This is a genomic window from Lysinibacillus sp. A4, from assembly GCF_024919535.1.
In the GTDB taxonomy this organism is placed as follows: Bacteria; Bacillota; Bacilli; order Bacillales_A; family Planococcaceae; genus Lysinibacillus; species Lysinibacillus capsici.
In genome coordinates this window covers 104,860-128,425 of record NZ_JANWTB010000014.1, presented here as the reverse complement: position 1 = coordinate 128,425, position 23,566 = coordinate 104,860, and the positions used below count along the sequence as shown (strand labels likewise).

16 protein-coding genes, 1 rRNA gene and 1 riboswitch are annotated in these 23,566 nt (G+C 37.4%); of the genes, 4 read left to right on the top strand and 13 right to left on the bottom strand.

Annotation, left to right across the window (positions count from 1 at the left end; all coding sequences use genetic code 11):
- The 9 genes from NY607_RS21865 to hutH form a co-directional block, all read right to left on the bottom strand.
- Positions 1–72, bottom strand: a 16S ribosomal RNA gene (locus tag NY607_RS21865); the annotation flags it as partial.
- 392 nt (positions 73–464) lie between these two features.
- A complete protein-coding gene (locus NY607_RS21860; protein WP_048390703.1) occupies positions 465–2,318 on the bottom strand; it encodes an SLC13 family permease in 1,854 nt (617 codons plus the stop codon).
- A gap of 170 nt (positions 2,319–2,488) precedes the next feature.
- Positions 2,489–3,103, bottom strand: a complete 615-nt coding sequence (gene nadD / locus NY607_RS21855; protein WP_048390705.1) for a nicotinate-nucleotide adenylyltransferase — start codon at positions 3,101–3,103, stop codon at positions 2,489–2,491.
- A 25-nt stretch (positions 3,104–3,128) separates the two neighbouring features.
- On the bottom strand, positions 3,129–4,586 hold the full coding sequence (locus NY607_RS21850; protein WP_131522205.1) for a nicotinate phosphoribosyltransferase: 1,458 nt from the start codon (positions 4,584–4,586) through the stop codon (positions 3,129–3,131).
- Positions 4,587–4,605: 19 nt separating this feature from the next.
- The gene (locus tag NY607_RS21845) at positions 4,606–5,160 is read right to left on the bottom strand and encodes a cysteine hydrolase family protein (RefSeq protein WP_131522204.1); all 555 of its coding nucleotides are present in this window, start codon (positions 5,158–5,160) and stop codon (positions 4,606–4,608) included.
- Between the two features lie 81 nt (positions 5,161–5,241).
- Positions 5,242–6,042: an NUDIX domain-containing protein gene (locus tag NY607_RS21840; protein ID WP_131522203.1), complete on the bottom strand. Its 801-nt coding sequence runs from the start codon at positions 6,040–6,042 to the stop codon at positions 5,242–5,244.
- Between the two features lie 153 nt (positions 6,043–6,195).
- Positions 6,196–7,473, bottom strand: coding sequence for an imidazolonepropionase (hutI, locus tag NY607_RS21835; protein ID WP_131522202.1), 1,278 nt, complete (start codon positions 7,471–7,473; stop codon positions 6,196–6,198).
- The gene (hutU, locus tag NY607_RS21830; protein ID WP_237899104.1) at positions 7,470–9,140 is read right to left on the bottom strand and encodes a urocanate hydratase; all 1,671 of its coding nucleotides are present in this window, start codon (positions 9,138–9,140) and stop codon (positions 7,470–7,472) included. Before hutU ends, hutI begins: the two co-directional genes overlap by 4 nt.
- Before the next feature lie 157 nt (positions 9,141–9,297).
- Positions 9,298–10,812, bottom strand: a complete 1,515-nt coding sequence (gene hutH, locus NY607_RS21825; protein WP_259420364.1) for a histidine ammonia-lyase — start codon at positions 10,810–10,812, stop codon at positions 9,298–9,300.
- Between the two features lie 281 nt (positions 10,813–11,093).
- Between hutH and NY607_RS21820 the strand changes: the two genes are divergently transcribed.
- Together NY607_RS21820 and NY607_RS21815 are read left to right on the top strand one after the other, a co-directional pair.
- Positions 11,094–12,548, top strand: coding sequence for a helix-turn-helix domain-containing protein (locus NY607_RS21820; RefSeq protein WP_131522199.1), 1,455 nt, complete (start codon positions 11,094–11,096; stop codon positions 12,546–12,548).
- A gap of 297 nt (positions 12,549–12,845) precedes the next feature.
- On the top strand, positions 12,846–14,351 hold the full coding sequence (locus NY607_RS21815; RefSeq protein WP_048390717.1) for a catalase: 1,506 nt from the start codon (positions 12,846–12,848) through the stop codon (positions 14,349–14,351).
- A 123-nt stretch (positions 14,352–14,474) separates the two neighbouring features.
- Here the strand turns inward: NY607_RS21815 and thiC are convergent, their stop codons facing one another.
- The 3 genes from thiC to NY607_RS21800 form a co-directional block, all read right to left on the bottom strand.
- Positions 14,475–16,253, bottom strand: a complete 1,779-nt coding sequence (gene thiC / locus NY607_RS21810) for a phosphomethylpyrimidine synthase ThiC (RefSeq protein ID WP_259420363.1) — start codon at positions 16,251–16,253, stop codon at positions 14,475–14,477.
- A gap of 139 nt (positions 16,254–16,392) precedes the next feature.
- A riboswitch (TPP riboswitch) is annotated at positions 16,393–16,507 on the bottom strand.
- Between the two features lie 60 nt (positions 16,508–16,567).
- Complete coding sequence (locus NY607_RS21805) at positions 16,568–17,497, bottom strand: AEC family transporter (protein ID WP_131522197.1); 930 nt, start codon at positions 17,495–17,497, stop codon at positions 16,568–16,570.
- Positions 17,498–17,607: 110 nt separating this feature from the next.
- On the bottom strand, positions 17,608–19,707 hold the full coding sequence (locus NY607_RS21800) for a methyl-accepting chemotaxis protein (protein WP_237899098.1): 2,100 nt from the start codon (positions 19,705–19,707) through the stop codon (positions 17,608–17,610).
- Positions 19,708–19,961: 254 nt separating this feature from the next.
- On the opposite strand from NY607_RS21800, the gene NY607_RS21795 reads away from it, so the two are divergent.
- Positions 19,962–21,605 (top strand): S-layer protein, encoded by a 1,644-nt coding sequence (locus NY607_RS21795; protein ID WP_259420362.1) that lies wholly within the window; start codon positions 19,962–19,964, stop codon positions 21,603–21,605.
- Between the two features lie 40 nt (positions 21,606–21,645).
- Here the strand turns inward: NY607_RS21795 and NY607_RS21790 are convergent, their stop codons facing one another.
- A complete protein-coding gene (locus tag NY607_RS21790; protein WP_237899095.1) occupies positions 21,646–21,816 on the bottom strand; it encodes a bacterial transcriptional activator domain-containing protein in 171 nt (56 codons plus the stop codon).
- Between the two features lie 408 nt (positions 21,817–22,224).
- On the opposite strand from NY607_RS21790, the gene NY607_RS21785 reads away from it, so the two are divergent.
- Positions 22,225–23,502 carry a hypothetical protein gene (locus tag NY607_RS21785; RefSeq protein WP_131522194.1) on the top strand — a complete coding sequence of 426 codons (1,278 nt, stop codon included), beginning with the start codon at positions 22,225–22,227 and terminating at the stop codon, positions 23,500–23,502.
- Positions 23,503–23,566 lie beyond the last annotated feature (64 nt).

The window sequence follows — 23,566 nt, the reverse complement described above, 5'->3', positions numbered from 1 at the left end:
TGTTCGCTCGACTTGCATGTATTAGGCACGCCGCCAGCGTTCGTCCTGAGCCAGGATCAAACTCTCCATAAAAGAAATTTGATTAGCTCAAATTGTTTTGCTGGCATCATGTTTGATGTCCAAAATTTTTGTTTTGTTCACTAACCGAAGCTAGTTACTTAAAACTTTATTGATTACGTTTTGCTTGTTCAGTTTTCAAGGTTCATGTTTTGCTTTATTTTAGCGTGTCACCCTGGCGACTTGTATAATACTACACCCTTATTTTTAAAAGGTCAACACTTTTTAATAAAAAACTTTATTATTTTTATTACCAAAGTAAAACTTCCTATATTAATAACTATAAAATCTATTCACAAGCTAGTTCAATATTAGACCATGAACTAGAAAATAATTTTATCATAATTTCCTACAAAAAAATAATAGATCTTTAAAAAAACAAAAAACTCGGTAAAGAAACCGAGTTTTTAAAATGGGAAAAAGAACGGGATGGCTATCATCATCACAATAAACATAACAAGCTGTAACGGAACCCCTATTCTTACGAAATCCATAAATTTATAGCCCCCCGCCGTCATTACCAGTGCATTCGTAGGGGAAGCAATTGGCGTCGCAAATGCCATACTTGCTGCAACTGCGACTGCAATCATAAATGTTGTGGGACTAACCTCCATTGCAATGGCTGCACTCATGGCAATGGGTGCAAACAATACAGCAGTTGCCGTATTACTAATAAATTGACCGAAAATAGCTGTCAAAATATAAACTCCTATGAGTACACCGTATGGTCCGAAACCACCTAAAGCATTAATAATACCATCAGATAAAATGGTCATGCCCCCTGTTTTTTCTAACGCTGTCGCCATTGGTAACATCGCAGCCACTAACACAATACTTTCAAAATTCATATTGCTATAGGCATCTTCCATGTTTCTCAAGCAGCCTGTTAAAATCATAAGTACAGCACCAATCATCACAGAAATGACAGCAGGGAAAACTTCAAATGCCATCAAAATAATCATGAATAACATAATAATCCCCGCAATTCCAGCTTTGCCTGTAGCTGCTGCCACACTTGCGTGTTCTTTCGGCTGTCCTACAACCACGACATCTTGCGTTTCTCTTGCTAACAAAAGAATTTCATCCCATGCTCCCTGTACTAATATTGCGTCTCCAAATTTTAATTTGTGAGACACCATATCCTGAAGCTTGTAACCACCCTTACGATTAATACCAATGATATTTAGATTGTATTTTTCCCGGAACCCAAGGGAACTAACCGTTTCATTGATAAAGCTCGAATTTGGGGTAAGCAATACCTCTGCAATACCCAGATGCTTCGATACCAATTCATCGGCTTCTCCTTCAACTAATCCTTGCATCTCAAGATGATAATCCTCAACAAAACGCCGAATATCCTCTATTTCTCCTTGAACATATAACTCATCCTTGGCATGAATGACACTAGTTGGTCCTGCCATTTCTTGATAAGTCATCGGTAGTAAATTAATGCCCTCCTGTGATTTCCGATGAATTTTCATCATACAAAGCATATACTTAGCTGGTAGTTTTAATTCCGCTAACGATGTTTCAATAATAGGTGACTCCTCAGGAACGGAGATTTTAAATAGACGATTATTTAAATCATATTGCTTAATAATTTTTTTCGGCGAAAGTTTATAGCCTTCATTAGTCTGTGTACGGTTTTGATCCTTTGGTAATAAAATATTTCTTACAAGTACTAAATAGGAAATGCCAGCAATCATCCCCACGATACCAATAGGAGTTACTTCAAAAAAGCCAAGTTTGTTATAGCCTCGATCAACCAATAACTGACTGACAATTAAATTGGTTGGGGACGCAATCAGTGTCATCAGACCAGAAAGACTTGCTACATAGGAGAGTGGTAGTAGAAATTTAGAAGGGCTGACTTTCATACTTATTGCTATACTTACAACGATTGGCATCATTAAGGCGACAGTACCCGTATTACTCATAAATGCACCAACCGACCCTACAATAATAAGCAGTAGCACAAATAACTTCAGCTCACTATTGCCTGACCATTTTAGTAAGAGTTGCCCCGCCATGCCTGCCAGGCCCGTACGTAAAATCCCTGCACCCACGACAAATAACCCTGCAATCATTAAAACTACAGAGTTTGAAAAACCAGCTAATGCCTCCGCGGGCGTCAAAATATCCATAATAACAAACGCTAATAGTGACACAATTGCTACAAGATCTGCTCGTATTTTATTGGTCACAAATGCGAAAATCGTTGCTCCTAAAATAAGAAATGTTAATGTAAGCTGCACATTCATGAATTCCTTTCTAACATTAATCATTACAAAAAATTGACAGCAAAAAATTGTACTTCATTACTATTTTTATTATAGCTTACCCTGAGCTCTATATGATAAAATTCACCATCTTTTCAAAATTAAAATAAGTGTGGTAGTCATCCACACTTATTAATGATAGCTTCACTATTTTATTTTTGGTAAAGATGATGTTCTTTAATATAGTTGTAACAAGCAGTAGGCAAGAGATATCTCGGTTCTCCTCCCATTGCGAATTCTTCTCGAATATAGGTAGAGCTAATTTCCATCGCTAGCCCTTTATCGATAAGATGAAATCTTCCATCATCATTATTTCTTAAAATCGGAGAACGACTAATGGTTGAGAGCATATCAATGCCATGTCGTGCCATTACAATAAATTTATTCTCCGCTACTAATGCGTCGCCCTTTTTCCATAAACCCGCACCAATATCCACTAATAAATCAGCACCCATAATAAAATGCACCTCATCCTCTGGGTTCTTCTCTCTAAAGTATTTCATAGTGTCATATGTGTAGATATTCCAGCCTTCTTGATCCATCTCATAGGAATCTGCTATAAAACGATCGTCTTTAGCAATAGCTAACTGAAGCATATTCCAACGATGTGTATCAGCTGTTTTGATGGTTTTATCTTTGCGTTTATTTGAGCAAGGCAAAAAAATAACCTTATCTAACTTACATCGATGTGCTACAGTGCTTGCTGTCCAAAGATGGACATTGGTAATAGGATCAAATGATGAACCATAAATACCTATTCTCGCCATCGTCTCTACCTCCTAGCAGTTACTTTTAAATACGTTGTGAAACCTTTTCTTTTATTGCCTGTATGCTTGCCATTTTATTGTCCCAACAAGCTTGACTTAAATCGACTGGATATTCTTCAGGATTCATTGTTCGCTTATACTCACACCACAATAAATGTAAGTTTTCCTGTACATATTTTTGTATTTCTTGAATAGTTGGCTCCTCATAAACAACATTTCCATTTTCTACAATACTTTCATGTAACTCTTTCGCGGTAAAATTTGTAACAAATTTACTAATATACGTATGAATAGGGTGGAACATTTTCAATCTTTCTTCTTGCTGTATGTTTTCATTATCTAACGCAATATAATCTCCTTCAGCATGACCATTCTCTGCATTAATAATACGGTAAACACGTTTACGTCCAGGTGTAGTCACTTTCTCAGGATTTGCTGAAATTTTAATGGTATCAACTAGTTCTCCACTTTCGTCTTCTATCGAAACTAATTTGTATACTCCACCAAGAGCTGCTTGATCATAGGCTGTAATCAACTTAGTTCCGATTCCCCAAGCATCAATTTGCGCCCCTTGTGACTTTAAATGCATAATTGTATATTCATCCAAATCATTCGAAGCCATAATTTTAGTTGCTGTAAATCCTGCATCATCTAGCATTTTCCTTGCCTGTTTTGAGAGATAGGCTAAATCTCCACTGTCTAAACGGATACCAATAAAATTAATTTGATTCCCTAGCTCCTTCGCTACGCGGATAGCATTAGGAACACCAGAACGTAGTGTGTCATAAGTATCTACTAGGAAAACACAGTCTTTATGGGCTGCTGCGTATTTTTTAAACGCAGTATATTCATCTCGATAGGTTTGAATCATCGCATGGGCATGTGTTCCTGACACAGGAATACCGAATAATTTTCCTGCTCTTACATTGCTTGTTGCAGAGAATCCGCCTATATAAGCAGCACGAGTTCCCCAAATAGCAGCATCAAATTCGTGTGCGCGGCGGGTTCCAAATTCCATTACAACATCCTCACCCGTCACTTGTTTGATACGTGAAGCTTTTGTCGCAATCAGGGTTTGGTAATTAACGATATTTAACAACGGCGTTTCAATTAATTGAGCCTCTGCTAATGGTGCTTCAATTCGCAGGATAGGCTCGTTTGCAAAGACCAATTCTCCCTCTCTCATCCCCTTAATTGTCCCTGTAAATTTAAGTTCTTTTAGGTATTCAAGAAATTCCTCGGGATACTTCCCCTCTTCTCGTAAATATTGAATATCGCTTTGAGAGAAACCAAAGTTATTAATAAACTCAATCACTTTTTTCAATCCAGCGAAAACTCCATAGCCATTGCCAAATGGAAGCTTTCTAAAATATAGTTCGAAAACAGCTTTACGTTGATGAACACCATCTTGCCAATAAGTTTGAACCATATTAATTTGGTATAGGTCCGTGTGTAACATGAAACTATCATCTACATATTTCATATTTTCCCCTCCATTCATGTCAAATAATAGTTGCACCTAGAGTATGCTCGAAATGATTTAACGCCCACTCATGTCCAGCTTGATTAAAGGAGGCGACAGCATTTTTATGAATGACGATATCGAACCCTTTATTATAAGCATCTACTGCTGTATGAAGAACACAGATATCTGTACAAACGCCGATTAAATGCAGCTCAGTAATTCCTCTTTCACGCAATTTCAATTCTAGATCTGTCCCTGCAAAAGCAGAATAACGCGTTTTATCAATGTAATAGACGAAATCTTGATCTTTATTTTCTTCATATAATGCGTTTAATGCACCATATAACTCTCTACCTTCTGTATGACGAATATTATGAGGTGGGAATAGCTTTGTTTCTGGATGATAAACATCTCCCTTTTCATGAACATCTATCGCAAATACTGTAAAATCCCCCCTCTTAATAAACTCCTTTGTTAAATCAACATTTGCACGTTCGAGCAATTGCCCAGGCTCTCCGCAAGTAAGAGCCCCATCCGTCGCAACGAAATCCACTGTATAATCAATATTAATTAATGCACGCTTTTTCATCATTTCATCACTCCATTTAATTAATTAGTAATACTAAAATTACAAATTACATTTATTAAAATAAACAGGAAAGACGGATCTTTCCTAATGATAGATAGACTCTACCATTTCAAAATCATTAAATGTATAGAGCTGGGAAGGCCGGAACGAATTTCTTTTTGTTTTCTTCGGTTTTCCTTCTTCATCCAATGCTTTTTCGATAAATGGTAATTTAGGTGCTTTTGTAAAGAATACGGAATCGTTAGAGATTCGTGGATCTTCTCCAACTGTTAGTAGTACTCGTTGCAATTCGGACAATGTAAACTCTTGTGGTAAAAAGTTTTTGGCAACAGTTGTTTGTATCATATCCCTTTTAATAAAATGCAACGCATCGGAAATGATTTTTCGATGATCGAAAGCTAATGGAAGCGTAAATACACTTTCTATATCGAACAGTTCTACATCATCTGCATCATCATTCGCTTGTCGTTGCTCAATATATGTCTCAGGAACAATGGCATAAAATGCATTTGAAATCATCCAACCGCGTGGATCTCGATCGATCTCATCATAAACACCAAAATGTTGAACATGTAAACCTTCTACATTTGTTTCTTCTTTTAATTCTCTCTTTGCTGCGATAAAGGCAGTTTCTTTTTGATTTGCATCTACAAAGCCCCCTGGAAGTGCCCATTTTCCTCCTTCAATATTGGGATTTCCTTCAGCATCCTTAGTAGCACGTTTAATGAGCATAATCTTTAGCGTCATGTTCGGCGGTGCTTTTTCTTCTTTTTTTTCTGAGACAATTGTAAAAATAGCAATATCTGCGGTATATCCATCAGGTGTTAGATATTTTGAGGAATCATAATGTGCAAGCACTTCTTCTTCAGTACGAAATTTTGTCATTGTATAACCCCTTCTATAATTACAAGCTTTAAGTAATTTGTAATTCTATAATTACTATTTATTAGAATTATAATCTTTCAGCAAAGCATTTGCAACTAATTTATAAAAAAAAGCATAAATAAAGCTACTCCGCCTTATTTATGCCCATTATTATTATTGATCTTTCAGCAGAATTCCGTTTTTTACAACAACTTGCCCATTTTTGATTACTGTATGTGTATGATTCATGCCGTAGAAATATTGCAGTTGCTTGTAATTCGCAACATCAAGGATAAGTACGTCAGCTTTTTTATGTGCTTCAAGGGAACCAATTTGCTCGCCTCGATTTAGGGCATATGCTGCATTAATTGTTGTTGCCGTTAATACTTCCTCCAATGTCATACCCATATGCATGCAAGCTAAATTCATAATGAAGGGTAGGCTCATTGTTGGGGATGACCCAGGGTTAAAGTCTGTTGATATCGCCACAGGCACTCCCTCGTCAATCATTAGACGCCCTCTTGCAAAGGGTGCACGTAAAAAGAATGCAGTACCTGGCAGCAATACAGCAATTGTACCCGCTTCAGCCATTTTTTTAATTCCCTTATCAGAAGCAACTAACAAATGCTCCGCAGAAATGGCCTCTACTTCCGCAGCCAGCTCTGCGCCTTGATAAGGTTCAATTTCATCCGCATGTATTTTTGGGGTTAAGCCTAGTGCTTTTCCAGCCTCTAAAATGCGTCGGGATTGTTCGGGTGTAAAGACGCCTTTTTCACAAAATACATCATTAAATTCAGCCAACTCTAGTTCTGCTACTTTTGGCAGCATCTCATTGACCACCACATCCACAAATTCATCCTCACGCCCCTTATAATCACGAGGAACTGCATGAGCTCCCATAAACGTGCTAATGACATCAATATGATGTGCAGCGTGTAATTCTTTTGCGACCTCTAGCTGTTTCTTTTCCGTTTCCCAATCCAAGCCATACCCTGATTTTGCTTCAACTGTTGTTACGCCATGCTTTAAAAATACATCTAAATGCTGCATCGTTTTTTCATATAATTCATCAAAGCTTGTTTCTCGTGTACGCTTTGTTGTAGCATGAATGCCACCGCCTGCATTCATGATTTCCATATAGGTAGAACCATTTAATCTCATATTAAACTCTTGCTCGCGTGTTCCACCATGCACTAAATGTGTATGACAATCCACTAAGCCAGGCATAACAATCTTACCAGTAGCATCAATCGTTTCTGCCTTCTTTATTAATTCTGGAAAGTCAGCTTCTAGTTGCTCATACGCTCCTACTGCTACAATACGCTCTTCTTCAATTAGAACACTGCCATATTCTATTACTGCAATTTCCTGCATTTGTTCTTTTGTACGTGGTCCTTGTACATTACTTTTCAAGGTAATTACTTCATTTGCATTTTTTATTAGAATAGTCACTTCACATCACCCTTTAACATTGGTATATGGACACCTTTGTTTTTTGCTGTATCGATAGCAATATCGTAGCCTGCATCAGCATGACGAGCAACGCCCATTCCAGGGTCTGAAACTAATACACGTGCAATTTTTTCAGCGGCAAGCTCTGATCCATCTGCTACTAAGACTTGACCTGCATGCTGTGAATAACCCATTCCTACACCACCACCATGGTGTACGCTTACCCAGCTTGCACCACTTGCAGTATTAACTAGAGCATTTAAAATTGGCCAATCCGATACCGCATCCGAACCATCTAGCATCCCTTCTGTTTCACGATTTGGTGATGCTACAGAACCTGAATCTAAGTGATCGCGACCAAAGACAATTGGTGCTGATAATTCACCATTTGCAACCATTTCATTGACCTTTAATGCAAAACGATGACGATCACCATAGCCTAACCAGCAAATGCGTGCAGGTAGCCCTTGCCATTTCACCATTTTTTGTGCCATATCAATCCAATTGACTAGCCCCTCATCTTCAGCGAACATCTCTTTTGCCAGTGCATCTGTTTTATATATATCCTCAGGGTCTCCTGAAAGCGCCGCCCAACGGAATGGGCCCTTTCCTTCACAGAATAACGGACGAATATACGCTGGTACAAAGCCTGGGAAATCAAAGGCATTTGTCACACCCATTTCTTTGGCATAGGCACGAATGTTATTCCCATAATCAAATACTTCTGCGCCTGCCTCTTGGAACTCTAGCATTGTACGAACATGCTCTGCCATTGTTTCTTTTGCTTTACGCTCATATGTTTTTACATCCTCTTTGCGAAGTTTTAGCGCTTCTTCAAAGGTCATGCCATTAGGTACATAACCATTAATCGGATCATGTGCAGATGTTTGGTCTGTCACAAAATCTGGAATAATTCCACGATTCAACAACTCACGATTAACATCAGCACAGTTACCAACAAGGCCAATGGATGCTGGCTCATTTTGGTCACGTAATTTATTAACTAATGCAATTGCTTCATCTACAGTTTCTACAATATAATCACAGTAGCCTTCTTTGATTTTACGTTCAATGCGAGCACGTTCAACTTCAACAACTAAGATTACAGCACCAGCCATTTTCCCTGCTAATGGCTGTGCACCACTCATACCGCCCATACCACCTGTAAGGATGAATTTACCCCGTAAATCAGCAGTACCAAATACCTTTTTTCCTGCTTCTATAAAGGACAGATAAGTGCCTTGTAAAATTCCTTGAGCACCAATATAAATCCAGCTCCCAGCAGTCATTTGACCATACATCATTAAATCTCTTTCTTCTAATTCATAAAAGTGATCCCAATTTGCCCATGCTGGTACAAGGTTTGAATTAGCAATCAACACTCGAGGGGAATGCTCATGTGTACGGAATACAGCTACTGGCTTTCCAGATTGGATTAATAGAGTCTCATCATTCTCTAATTCTTTCAAAGAGGCAATGATTTGCTCATAGCTTTCCCAGTTACGAGCAGCCTTACCAATACCCCCATAAACAATCAGTTCATCTGGATTCTCTGCCACCTCTGGGTCAAGATTATTCATTAACATACGCATTGCAGCTTCCTGTGTCCATCCCTTACATGTGAGTTCATTTCCACGTGGTGCACGAATATCTGTCTTAAATACCATTAAAAACACGCTCCTTTTCCTATTAAAAATAACGCTGTCTAAAACTCTAAAATAACTGAATATTCAGACTTAATTACATATAAATATTTTCAAAGCAGAGGCTACTCGGTGTATAACCGAGCCACGCCTTTGCTCTTTCATATTAAATTAATCCAATTTACACATATTCATTTACTAATTCATTACTTGATAGTAAATATTTCGCCAATGCTTCAATTTCATCGCCAATTGGTTGATCGGCTAGTAATGGTGGACAAAATTCTCGCACTTTCTTTAAGAATTTACTTGTAGTAGGAGATAATTGCTCTTCTGCCTTGTCTAAATGAATAGCCTGTGATGCACAAATCAATTCGATAGCTATAACGCGAGCAGCGTTGTGAACAATCTGACGTACTTGTCGTGCCGAAGTTGTTCCCATACTTACATGATCCTCTTGGTTACCTGATGTAGGAATAGAATCCACACTCGAAGGATGTGCTAAAACTTTATTTTCTGAGACAATAGAGGCTGCTGTATATTGAGCAATCATAAGTCCACATTCAATCCCAGGATTTGTTGCTAGAAACGGCGGAAGCCCTTCATTAAGCTGAGGATTTACCATACGTTCTGTACGGCGTTCTGAAATATTGGCCCACTCACATACACCTATTTTCAAAAAGTCCATTGCCAAGGCTATTGGCTGTCCATGGAAATGCCCACCCGATAAAACCTCCCCGCTTTCTAAAACGATTGGATTATCAGTTGTTGCATTCATTTCAGTTTGAACACGATCCTGCGCGTAGAAAAATGACTGCCAAGAAGCACCATGTACTTGTGGTATACAACGTAGTGAATAAGCATCCTGCATGCGAATTTCACCCTGCTTTGTCACACGTTTACTACCATCAAGCCACTTACGAATACGCCCGCCCACTAGTTCTAACTCAGGATGTGGTCTTACTGCTAAAAGTGCTGGATCAAATGCAGAGGTAATGCCCTTTAAAGCTTCCAGTGTTAAGCTAGCAGCCATATCTGCTGCAAGACCGATTCGTTCAGCTTCATTGACCGTTAATACACCTATCCCCGTCATAGCTTGTGTACCGTTAACTAATGCTAGCCCCTCTTTAGCTTGAAGTCTAACAGGGGTTAATCCTGCTTGCTTTAGCGCGTCACTACCACTCATGATTTCTCCGTTAAACTCAGCCTTTCCTTCTCCCACTAACACTAATGCCAAATGTGATAAAGGCGCTAAATCACCACTTGCTCCTACTGAACCTTGTGACGGAACAATTGGATGAACACCTTTATTAATAAGATTCAACAATAGTTGGACAGTTTCCTCACGAATGCCAGAAAATCCTCTGGCCAAAGCATTGGCACGTAACACCATCATTGCACGTACAACATCTGTTGGGAATGGTTCACCAACACCGGTTGCATCTGATCGTAATAAATTTAGCTGCAATAGCTCAATGTCTTCTTCTTCAATTTTTATATGGCTGAGTTTACCAAACCCTGTATTCACACCATAAATTGTTTGGCCTTCAGCTAAACGCTTTTCGATACGCTCTCTACTTAAACGAATACGTTCCAAACTCTCTGTAGCAAGTGCAACTGTTGCTTGCCCCTTCACGATTTCCTCTATTTGTTGTCTTGTTAATGTATTGCCATCAAGCTCGATGATTGACTTCACATGACATCCCCCTATTCCCTATATGGCTATGTAAATAAATTATCTTCATTCATATTTTCGTAATACGAAAACATCAGTATCAAACTTTCTAAGCGTTTTTATATCCAAAGTTGATTGTTGCTGATGATCAATTACTCTATTTACATTGTACTAACTACCTTTTTCAGAATATAGAGAATTTTAATAGAGAAAACAAGACTTTTTTCAGATTACTATGTTATTTTTATTAATATAATCGTACTTTTATATGAAACTGTATTTTTTTAAGAAAGGTTGATGGTATGAAGCTGTTATTAATTGATCGCGATCCTACTGACCTAGCAGGAATAAAGTGGTTTTTACATACATACTTCCCTGGAGATGTTGTTATTGAAATGTGTACAAGTATTTCAGAAGTGCCCCAAATTATTCGACAATTTGAACCAGACGCCATACTGTTAAATATCGATTTATTTCCTAATAATCGCTTAGCAGGTCTTTATCGCGATTTACAGAAGCTTTCTGGTGCCATTTTAGCAATGACAACAGAGCCATTATTTAAAAATGCTTTGAAGGCAATTGATTTACAAGTGGCTCATCTTTTTGTGAAGCCTATTGATTTAGAGCTATTAAAGAAAAAACTCACAACCATTTCTCTTCGCACACCCCAGATTACAGAAGATGCTCAAGAGGCTACAAACGATTCCTTTTATAATCAATTATTTTTAGATAATAAATCTAGTTCAATTGAGACCACGATACATTTCACAATGATTGAACCCGAGCATACTGAAACCTTCAATAAGCTTTACAATTGGCTTCAACAAACACCGATTCACTTTCATATGAAAACCTACCCTCTATCTAATAGAATCGTATGTCTTTTTCAAACAAATGATATAAGGATTGTGGAAAAAGATGTACGTACACTTATGAAGGAATGGCGTTTGATTAGTAATAGTTCTTTAAATATCGGCATATATGATGGAACACCTACAACCATTAAAAATATGTATACATTAACAAAGCGTGCACTACATCAAAGTTTTTATGAGGGCTTTGGCCATATTTTTTATGCGAGCAAACAATATGAAACTCAGCCCTTTGATCCCTTACTGACACCTGAAGAGCAACAATTACTAATAAGTAGTTTGGAAGATGGAAACCTAGAGGCCGTTAAAACATTTTTATATCGGCTTTCTAATGAAGGCATATATTATGAGCAAGATGATTTACGCATTCATCTGACGAGTGTCTTAGCACAAATTAGACGCTTTATGCTGAAATATAAATTACATGAAAAAGCGGTTATCGAACAAAACTACCGTCAGCTATTTCACTTAATCATTGAGCATCCTATATTTTACACGATACTCAATGAGATTATTTCTTTCACGCAGACATTAATTGAGTTAGCAAGGGTAGCCCGAATAGAGAAACGAGCTGATTATGTTGAACTAGCTATAGAAATAATTGATCAACAATTTAAAGATAGTGCACTGTCTCTTCCCTTTGTTGCTCATAAGCTTGGAATAAGCCCCAATTATTTAAGTACGATTTTCTCAAGAAAACAAGGCTTGCCATTTAAGCGCTATTTACAGCAAGTAAGAATTCATCATGCCACAAAAATGCTGCTAGAAACAGATTTTGCTATTAGTGAAATTGCTCATTTAAACGGTTTTGATGATCCAAATTATTTTATAAAATTATTTAAGCAACAAATTGGTATTACACCTAACCGATATAGAAAAAAATAAAAGATTGATTAAAATAGTTTTCAATTAGTTGATTTTATTTTCAATAAAGACTCTTATCATGATGTCATTATCCTAATCTTAACGTGAGAATTATCTATAAAATTGAGATTAGATAAAATAAATTAAAGTTAAAAACTATGTATATTCCGTATGTCTAGCGCATATATTTATAGTTTATACTTAAATATAAAAATTCTTTAACGATAATTATTATAATGTACTAGCAATTCTATTTTATATTTGTTATAGTTATAGACGAAGAGTTTGACTCACATTTTTTTCAGGAGGTAAACTAATATGACAAACGCAAATGATCGTAGCCGTCGTTTTACAACAGCAGGTGGCGCTCCAGTAGTAAGTAACCATGACTCTATGTCAGCAGGTCCACGTGGCCCTCTTTTACTTCAGGATGTATGGTTAGTTGAAAAACTAGCAAATTTCAATCGTGAAGTAATTCCGGAACGTCGTATGCACGCAAAGGGCTCAGGTGCATTTGGTACTTTTACTGTAACGCATGATATTTCACAATATACTAAAGCGAAAATCTTCTCAGAGATCGGCAAGAAAACTGAAATGTTCGCACGTTTCTCTACAGTAGCGGGTGAGCGCGGTGCAGCAGATGCAGAGCGAGATATTCGTGGCTTCGCCCTTAAATTTTATACAGAAGATGGAAACTGGGATTTAGTAGGGAACAATACACCAGTATTCTTCTTCCGCGATCCTTTACACTTTACAGATTTAAACCATGTGGTAAAACGTGACCCACGTACAAATATGAAAAATGCCAACTCTAACTGGGATTTCTGGACTTCATTACCTGAAGCACTTCACCAAGTGACAATTGTTATGTCTGACCGTGGTATTCCAGCTGGTTACCGTAATATGCACGGATTTGGTTCTCATACGTATAGCTTTATCAATGCTAATAATGAACGTGTTTGGGTTAAATTCCACTTCCGTACAGAGCAAGGCATTAAGAATTTAACTGGTGCCGAGGCTAATGAGATTATTGGTCAAGACCGCGAATCTTCACAACGTGATTTATATGAAGCAATTGAAAAAGGCGATTTCCCTAAATGGAAAATGTACATTCAGGTAATGACAGAGGAGCAAGCTCGTGAGCTACCATACAACCCATTTGATTTAACAAAGGTATGGTATAAAAAAGACTTCCCATTAATTCCTGTAGGTGAATTCGAGTTAAACAAAAATCCAGACAACTACTTTGCAGAAGTTGAACAAGCTGCATTCGCACCATCTAACATTGTTCCTGGCATCAGCTTCTCACCAGATAAAATGTTACAAGGTCGTATCTTTGCATATGCGGATGCCCAACGCTATCGTCTTGGTGTAAACCACTATATGCTTCCTGTCAACGCACCAAAATGTCCATTCCGTACTTTCCACCGCGATGGAGCAATGCGCTTTGATGGCAATCTTGGTTCGACATTAAGCTATGAACCAAATAGCTATGGTGAGTGGGAGCATAATTTAGACCATAAAGAGCCTGAATTACGTATTGATGGTCATGCAGGTATTCATGATTTCCGTGAAGACGATAATAATTACTTTGAACAACCAGGTAAACTATTCCGTCTATTGACTTCGGAAGAGCAGCAACGCTTATTTGAAAATACCGCGAACGATATGGCTTCTGTTGAAGAATTCATCAAACGCCGTCACATCCTTCACTGCTATCTAGCTGACCCAGCATATGGTGAAGGTGTCGCTAAAGCGATGGGTCTTTCCTTAGAAGGTATGGACCTTACAAATCCATATGTAAAACAACCAACAAACGTTTAATATTCCACGTTATTATTGATATCCAAATCCAACTTTTACTCCATGTGAATCCACTATTCACATGGAGTTTTTTGATTAAGAAAAGGCCTATGTCTATTTTTCTGACATAAGCCTTTTCTTTCATTATTGATAAATTTGACTGCCTGCTTTTTTAAACTCCTCAGCCTTTTCTTTCATACCTTGATGGATCGCTTCAGTCGTATTCAAATCCTTATCTTTCGCATAATTACGAATATCCTGTGAAATTCTCATGCTACAGAATTTAGGCCCGCACATAGAACAAAAGTGTGCTGTTTTTGCTCCCTCTGCTGGCAGTGTCTCATCATGATATTCCACTGCACGCTCGGGATCTAGTGACAGATTGAATTGATCACGCCAACGGAACTCAAAGCGCGCTTTAGACAGCGCATCGTCTCGTTGTTGTGCACCTGGATGACCTTTTGCTAAATCAGCAGCATGTGCAGCAATTTTATAAGTGATAACGCCCACACGAACGTCCTCGCGATTCGGTAAACCAAGATGCTCTTTCGGTGTCACATAACAAAGCATCGCTGTACCAAACCAGCCAATCATGGCTGCCCCAATGGCTGATGTAATGTGGTCATAACCTGGAGCAATATCTGTTGTGAGTGGTCCTAATGTATAGAAGGGCGCTTCCTTACAAACCTCTAATTGCTTGTCCATATTTTCTTTAATCAGATGCATTGGTACATGACCTGGTCCTTCAACCATCACCTGAACATCATGCTGCCAAGCAATTTGTGTTAGCTCACCTAGTGTTTCAAGCTCTGCAAATTGTGCCTCATCATTGGCATCTGCAATTGAGCCTGGGCGTAAACCATCACCTAAGGAAAAAGCAACATCATAGGCTTTCATAATTTCACAAATTTCCTCAAAGTGTGTATACAGGAAATTCTCTTGATGATGATATAAACACCACTGTGCCATGATAGAGCCACCTCGAGATACAATACCTGTCACACGATTTGCTGTAAGCGGTACATAGCGTAAAAGGACACCTGCATGAATAGTGAAATAATCCACACCCTGCTCAGCTTGCTCGATGAGGGTATCACGATAAACCTCCCACGTTAAATCCTCTGCTACACCATTTACCTTTTCTAAAGCCTGATAAATTGGCACTGTTCCCACTGGTACTGCAGCATTTCGAATAATCCATTCTCTCGTTGTATGAATATGTTTACCAGTCGATAAATCCATAATATTATCTGCGCCCCATCGAGTTGCCCAGGTCATTTTCTCAACTTCTTCTGCAATGGAAGAAGATACAGCAGAATTCCCGATATTCGCATTGATCTTTACATGAAAATTACGCCCAATAATCATTGGTTCTGCCTCAGGGTGATTAATATTAGAAGGCATTATAGCACGCCCAGCTGCAATTTCTGAACGTACAAATTCAGGATCCATATTTTCACGTATCGCTACAAACTCCATTTCAGGCGTTATCATCCCCCTTCGTGCATAGTAAAGCTGTGTCACATTTTTACCTTTTTTAGCACGAAAAGGCTTTCTCGCCAACTCAGGAAAGACATTTTCTTGAATACGCGGGTCATCAACATGACGAAAGCCATTATCCTCAGGTTTAATGGAGCGTCCCTCATATGCTTCTACATCCCCTCGCTCTTGAATCCATGCATTTCGTAAGGCAGGTAAACCTTTCGTAATATCTACTTGGTAGGCTGGATCTGTATAGGGCCCACTTGTATCATATACTCGAATAGGAGCATTTTCTTCATTTCCAAAGCTGCCTGTTGTCGGACTTAATGCAATTTCTCGCATAGGTACTAGAATATCTGGGCGTGATCCTTCCACATATACTTTTTTGCTTCCTTCAAAGCTAGACATAATGGTAATATTCTTTTCACTAATTGCTGACATGAGCTACTTCTCTCCCTTAAATATATTTTGATACAAGGACCGAATCTAGCTCACCCAACAATCCAAAAAATAAAGGCCGAATCCAAAATAATTATTTGGATCCGGCCACGAATGTAAAGGTCTATTGATTGCATACTCTGCAATAGCTTCTTAACTTTCCCACGCTGGTATGAGCCAGATCAGGTCCAAAGGGTCAAGAAACTTCGTAGCGTTTCCCTCTCAGCCTGACTCATCAGACTCCCCTAGTTAATACTATTTAGTTTGATGCTAGTGTAGCAGATAATACTAAGAGATGGAAGTTATTTTTTATCTTACTAGGTAAATAATATTTCCGCAAAATAGATCACAATGGTTACAGTTATACAGCTTACAATGGTTGAAAATAAAACAGCTTGCGCGGCTGTTGCTGATTCTACATCATATTCCAATGCTAGACTAGAACTATTACGAGATGTTGGAAAGGCACTAGCTATAAACAGTGATTGTGCGACGACTCCATCTAATCCCAATATATAAATAATGGCTAATGCAACAGAAGGTCCAATAATTAATCGCGTAAAACAGCTGATAAAGACGGTTTTATTAAACATTGATTTCATCTCTAGTTGTGATAATTGCGCGCCTAATGTAATTAAGGCCACAGCAATAAATCCATCTGCCACATGTTCTACTGGTATTTTGATAAACTGTGGAATACCAATATCAAAATAATTCATAGCTGCACCTATAATCAGCGCATGAATAATAGGCATTTTAAAAAAATCCTTAATGATTGTCATACCTGACTTTGTAGAAGAAATTAAATTGTATAAACCATATGTATACGTAGTCATATTTTGAAAGATTACGAGCATGACCTGAATGGCTACCCCAATAGGTTGCGTGGCAAATATCATTTGAGCCACTGGAATACCGTAATTGCCCGAGTTAATAAGCACCACACTATTTTTAAAGACAGCTGCCTCTGTTCTAGGTAAACCTAACCCTTTTGCCATAAAATGACTGAGCAACATTTGACTACCGATAAAAAGTACAATAAATAATCCGACCTCTGCCAGTACAGATAACTCCACATGTGTTTCATATAAATTTATAAAAACAGCTGCTGGCATAAAGCAATATGTAATAAGCTGAGACAATGCTTTTAAATTAAAGCGAAATTTCTTTTGTAGTATAGCGCCTATTACAAGTAACACTAAAATAGGTACAACAATTTGAAAGAAAATCATTCCGAGATACATCATTTCAATGTCCCCCTTCCAGTGTGAATAGTAGTGTTGAATTCCTTCTAGGTCAATTTCTCTGGCTTTCACCATAAAGAAGACTGCCTCTATATTGAAGGCAGCCTTTCTTTTTAAGCAAGCTTAAATCGGTTTACAACTTCTTGTAGCTCGTTTGAAATATCGTTCATATTTTGAATAGACTCAGCTACTTTTTGTAATTCTACTTGTTGATCCATTGCAGAAGCACTTACTTGTTCCGCAGAGGCTGCTGTTTGCTCTGAAATAGCCGAAATACTTTGGATAGCCATGATTGCTTGATTTTTATGCTCTAACATGCTAGATAGTTTATTCATTAATTCACTAATAGAATTTGCAATTGAACCTGACAAGTCACTGCTATCTTTAAATGCTAGTTGCGTGCTTTGTACGGACTCATTTTGAGATTGCATTAAATCTGCATTAGATGCAATCACAGCAACCGTCTGCTGAGAATTTTCAAGAATGCTTTCTACTGTACTCTTAATAATTTCTGTTTCATTCTTAGATTGTTCTGCTAGCTTTCTAACTTCCTCTGCAACTACAGCAAATCCTTTACCATGTTCACCAGCACGTGCAGCCTCGATACTTGCATTTAAAGCTAGCAGATTAGTCTGCTCGGTAATACTTTGGATCGAAGCAATAATCTGATTAATATTGGCAATATTGAAAGCTAATGATTCCATTTGCTGCTGAATACGCCCATTCATTTCATTTGTCTCCATATTACGCTCTCTTAAACTTTCAACCTCATGCAATCCTTTTTCTGTTGTTACACCTGTTTTATGAGATAGCTCATCCATTTCATTAGATAGAGCCGTAATCGCATCAATCTGATCTGATAAATCCATCATTCGATAATTTGTTTCTTCTGTATCCTCTGATTGCTTCGAAGCTCCTTGTGCAATCTCGTTGATAGCTACAGAAACCTCTTGACTAGAAGCAACTACCTCATTAAATGCCTCATTTACCTGATTAGAAGATTGGTTCAATAACCTTGTGGAATTTAGTACAGTTTGAATCGCACTATTGGTTTTATCTAACATATTATTATAAGCCACAGCCACTGCACCAATTTCATCAGGCTTAATATATCGCTCTTCTACCTTTTGTGTTAAATCCCCTTCGGCTGCAGTTTCAATCGATGCACGTAAAAATTTAAGTGGTTTTAGTTGTTTATAGATGAATAACACACTTGCAGCTGTCATCAAAACCACCATAATAATGGAAGCAATAATCGTAAATACAAATACATGATTATATGTTTCTAGAATCTTTGATTCAGCTAACACGACTTGAACAGTCCATGTTTCGTCAATACCCTCTAAAATCATTGGAGCAAAAACATTATAGGCCTTTTCCTTCAGTTGATTAGAGTCAACGTACATACTTGTTAGTTCACCATTTTCCATTGTCTTACTAATACTTGTCCAAGTAGGATCCTCTTGCATATTGCGCCCAACTAGCTCATCACCAAAACTGTTAGCTGTTAGCACACCTTTATTCGTAATAATTGCCGCATAACCGCCCTCTGGGGCATTCGATTTTGTTAAATCATTTAAAAAATCTATTGATACATCGGCTGTCAATACACCGAAAAATGATCCGGAAGCATTGATCAATGGCACCGAAATCGTTGTCATTAATACGGATTGTCCGTTTACATTATAATCATAGGGCTCTGTCAAAACTGCACGTCTCTCTTCTTTTGGTACCCAATACCATTCAGAAATACTCTTATCATCAATACCTTCGATTAGAGCAGTCGAGATATCATTTCCGTTCTTACTTAAATAAGGGATAAAGCGATTTTTACTATCTACTAAAGAAGCCTCAGTTGGTTCTAAAATAATAGATTCTTGCTCAAAGATTGCTCCTACTCCAAGAATGTCATTATTGCTAGCTAAATTTTTTTCCATTATGTCTATGACACCTTTGGTAGACAACGTATTATTCTTCTCCATGCTTTCTATGATACGCTTTGTTGTTTGTAATGTCGTATTGGCTTTCTTAAATCTTTCACTCATAATAGCTGCAGAGGATTCAGCAGTTTGCAATGTTCCATGCTCTGCGTCTTCAACACTTTGCTTTTTTATAATAATTCCCGTTATGACAGTATAGGATAAAAATAAAATGAGAAATAATCCTATTATAAGGGAAGAAAGTTTTAAGGCAATTCCTCTTGATTTTTTCATAACTAACACCCCCACTTTTATACTAATAATAATAGATGGATGATTGTATCACAATAAATTATTTAGCGAATAAAGTAGAAAATTTACAGAATTATAGAGAAAAATACCGATACTTTGCTAATCAATTATTTTTCAATATGAATGACTAATGACTTATTTGAATTGAGATTCATAGTAAAACATCCTCTTTGAATTCTAAATTATAGAAAAATATGATATATTAACTATTAAATAGTATGATTGGAGTGACTTACATGAAAAATAAAGCGCTATCAACATTAATGGCCACGGCTATTACAGCGACACTAGTATTACCAATGTCTACTGCGAATGCCGCATCATCTCAAATACAATCAAATTCATATGAGACACATGTAGCAGCAGCCAAAAAAGTAATAGGTGAATCCGTAACGATCAAAAATATAACAAAAGATACTGTGATAACATCTAATGGTACATTTAGAATTCAATCGGCATTAAAGCCCCTATTTGATACTTCAAATAAAGCTGCATTAACCAATGCCCGAGCTACCATTGTAGTGAAAAATGGTCAAATTACGGACGTTACCTCATTAATATTAAACAAAGCAGGTACTAGCAAAAAAACTGTCTATTTTGATGGAGGTGACGCACTAATCTCGGGAGATCTTACTGTAAACGCTGACTATGTAAAGGTTCAAGATGTTAGCGTAGATGGACAGCTTATCATTACAAACAGAGTAAAAAAAGCCGTTACACTCGATGAAGTAGTAGTAGATGAAACAATTACACTAAAACCAATTGTCACGAAAAAGGTAAGTTGGCTATACGTCAACCTAATCGATATGAAATCATCAAACATCAATTTGGGACGTACTAAAGTCAATATATCTTCTGACCAAACTCTTGCCAAAGTAGATGTAGTAGGTAAAGTGGAATCTTTTGAAGCAATGACTAATATAGAAAAACTTACAATTGATGTATTGAAAGATTTTAACCTTTATGGTGAGGGTAAAATTGAGCAAATTGTTGTAAAAGGCGGTACTAAAGTAGCTTTAGATTCAGGACATCTGGTAAACAATGTACAGGTGGACGATAGTCGTGTCTCCGTGACGCTTCCTGTCATTGATAAAAAGGAACTTAATACACTTATCGCATCCCCACCATATGTACAAGTATCTGTGAACGGCTATGATGTTTTAAATACGGACAAATGGACAACACAAGCAGACCGTACAGTGTTTGATTCTGCTGTAGCAAGTGCGAAAGCTATAGCAAATAATTCAAATGCCTCACAAGAACAGGTGAAAAATGCCATCAATCAGTATAAAAATGCACTAGCAGTCTACCAAGCTGCTCAGAAGAGTGGTACAAAATATGGTTATGGTGATAAAGCTTCCCTTCAATCTTTAATTAATTCTGTTCAATATGTTACGGTTTCATGGGACGGTTCAAATGTCCCTTATAATTCGCCTTGGACTACTCAGACGGAAAGAAACGCCATCGAAGCTGCTGTTTCGTCTGCACAGTTAATTGTCAATAATTATTATGCGACTCAAACTGATATTGCCAACGCGATCAATAATTTAAACAATGCTATTCGCACTTATAAAAATGCTTATAAGTATGGCACAAATGGTGGTTATAATGTCGAAAAATCTTATTTAGAGTCCCTTATCACTTCAGCCTATAATGACCTTGTGTCAATATCGTACAACGGAGATGGCAGTGATGTACCTTATTACTCAAAATGGACTTCACAAAATGACTGGATCTATATAAATAACTATATTGAACAAGCGAAATCTATTGTAAACAATTATTACGCAACTCAGCTTGAAGTCGTAAGTGCTTATAATAATTTGAACAGCGCATTGAGCTATTACAACTCTGCTAAACGTGATGGTTTATTACACTAAAAGAAGGACTCTGCGTCATGCAGAGTCCTTAAAATTTTAACTAATTAAAAGCATCTACTTGAGACATGGTATTAATCTGTTTCCAGCTTCTATACCAATCCTCAATCTCCTCACTTGGTTCCACTGCCAAATGCTCTTGAAGCGTCTTTTTTAACAGCCAATATTGCTCCTCAACGGCGGCTGTATTATTAAGTAGATCGTAAAGTTTCATTAAAGTAAAATAACCAACCTCTGCATCTTTAATCTATTAACTTCTTATATTATTTTTCCAAAATAACAAAAATCTCTATAACAATAGGCAATTTTAAATTATTCTAGCATTCAGAAATATACATCTTCTATACCACACATCTAAAAACCTCTTCAATCTTATTTCATGGTAGATATTAAGCACATTTGCATATGGTATTTTAAAGCAAAAGTACTTGAAGAAGTTGCAATGTTCCCTTTGTCTCTCCAACCTTTTTCTACTTACTGAGCATTTGCAATATAAACAGCACAAGTTCAACTAATAAATACAAAAAAGATTCTAGACTATGTTAAGATTAAATTAACACCATATATTGTATATACTGCCTTCAATTAACCAAGAACATTAAACACAGGAGGATTCTACATTATGAAATCTAAAAAGAAACTTGTCTTACTGTCTTTAGTGGCAGTGCCTTCACTTCTTTACACCGCGCCAGTATCGGCTGCTGAACTACCAAACTCAGCCTACATAACTGCTAACTACAATGCTAACGTGGCAAATGTTGTACAACTTATTAACAACATTAACAATACAACAGCTACCTTTCAAACAAACTTAGAGGCCGCTTTAAAAGCTTATAATGCTTTAACGGGCACGGAAAAACAGTATGTCACGAACTACTCCACTTTGTCAGCACATCAGCAAACAAGAATTGCTTATCGTAAGCTGGCAGCACAAATTGAAGAGAAATTGTATTCTGTGGATTCTACGTCCCCTAATTATTATCAAAATGTTACTGATACAAAAGATTGGTATAATACCCTGAATGCAGCGCAAAAAACATTTGTAAGTGCATCTGCGCAAAAAATTCTAACTTCCTATATCGCGCCAAATACATCTGTTGACAAGGTGGTCAATAAAATTCAATTGATTAATTCATCTCGTCTCTCGTTCCATAAAGATGTAGCCAATGCCCGAGCAGAGCTTAATGCATTACGAAGGTTTTCAAATATTTCTTTACCTGCAGGTATCGAGCAACAATTACTTGATGCAGAACAGCTGGTTGTAAAGGATAAAGCAGCAGCTAAAGAAGTTGAAAACGCTATTGCAGCTTTATCACCAAAAACATCGACAGCTCAGGATGTGCAGGCAGTCAAAACTTCTTTTGAAGCATTAACACCTGTTCAGCAGCAACTCGTCCCAAATGTTTGGACTTTAGTGGATTTTGTACAAGGAAAGCATACACTTCCTACAAAAGACAACATACCTAAAAAACCTGATTTATCAGATACGGCAGCTATTCCAGGAAAAACAACTGCGATGACAAAAAATAAAAATACTTATAGAGCCAAAATTAATGTAGCCGCATCAGAAATTGACACGGAACGTTATATTCTTACAACAAAGGACAAAATGACCATCATCATTCCGCCACTTTATACACTTGTCAATGAAGATGAAGGAATAATGGATATTCAAGTAACTAAAAAGGCAAACCGAATTACACTTCAAGCGACATTGAATAAAAAACCAGTAACCTTTGATGCCAATATGGAAATCATAATTGAAGGTTTAACAGCAAATTCATCCATCGTCCGCTCAAATGATTTGGGCAAGCGAGTTCCTGCCGATTTCATTATCAGTGGAAATCGCCATATTATCCAAACAACTATATCTGACACATTCCAAATCCTAAACAATTAAAATAAAAGCACTAAAGAAATACCAACCTGAAACGATGTTGGTTTCTTTAGTGCTATCTTTTGAA

What these genes read in the sequence shown, in the direction of transcription:
- NY607_RS21800 (WP_237899098.1), bottom strand. Translation starts at nt 19,707, where the DNA reads ATGAAAAAATCAAGAGGAATTGCCTTAAAACTTTCTTCCCTTATAATA.
- NY607_RS21790 (WP_237899095.1), bottom strand. Translation starts at nt 21,816, where the DNA reads ATGAAACTTTACGATCTACTTAATAATACAGCCGCCGTTGAGGAGCAA.
- NY607_RS21805 (WP_131522197.1), bottom strand. Translation starts at nt 17,497, where the DNA reads ATGATGTATCTCGGAATGATTTTCTTTCAAATTGTTGTACCTATTTTA.
- nadD (WP_048390705.1), bottom strand. Translation starts at nt 3,103, where the DNA reads ATGGCGAGAATAGGTATTTATGGTTCATCATTTGATCCTATTACCAAT.
- NY607_RS21820 (WP_131522199.1), top strand. Translation starts at nt 11,094, where the DNA reads ATGAAGCTGTTATTAATTGATCGCGATCCTACTGACCTAGCAGGAATA.
- NY607_RS21795 (WP_259420362.1), top strand. Translation starts at nt 19,962, where the DNA reads ATGAAAAATAAAGCGCTATCAACATTAATGGCCACGGCTATTACAGCG.
- NY607_RS21860 (WP_048390703.1), bottom strand. Translation starts at nt 2,318, where the DNA reads ATGAATGTGCAGCTTACATTAACATTTCTTATTTTAGGAGCAACGATT.
- NY607_RS21840 (WP_131522203.1), bottom strand. Translation starts at nt 6,042, where the DNA reads ATGACAAAATTTCGTACTGAAGAAGAAGTGCTTGCACATTATGATTCC.
- NY607_RS21845 (WP_131522204.1), bottom strand. Translation starts at nt 5,160, where the DNA reads ATGATGAAAAAGCGTGCATTAATTAATATTGATTATACAGTGGATTTC.
- NY607_RS21785 (WP_131522194.1), top strand. Translation starts at nt 22,225, where the DNA reads ATGAAATCTAAAAAGAAACTTGTCTTACTGTCTTTAGTGGCAGTGCCT.
- thiC (WP_259420363.1), bottom strand. Translation starts at nt 16,253, where the DNA reads ATGTCAGCAATTAGTGAAAAGAATATTACCATTATGTCTAGCTTTGAA.
- hutU (WP_237899104.1), bottom strand. Translation starts at nt 9,140, where the DNA reads ATGGTATTTAAGACAGATATTCGTGCACCACGTGGAAATGAACTCACA.
- NY607_RS21815 (WP_048390717.1), top strand. Translation starts at nt 12,846, where the DNA reads ATGACAAACGCAAATGATCGTAGCCGTCGTTTTACAACAGCAGGTGGC.
- NY607_RS21850 (WP_131522205.1), bottom strand. Translation starts at nt 4,586, where the DNA reads ATGAAATATGTAGATGATAGTTTCATGTTACACACGGACCTATACCAA.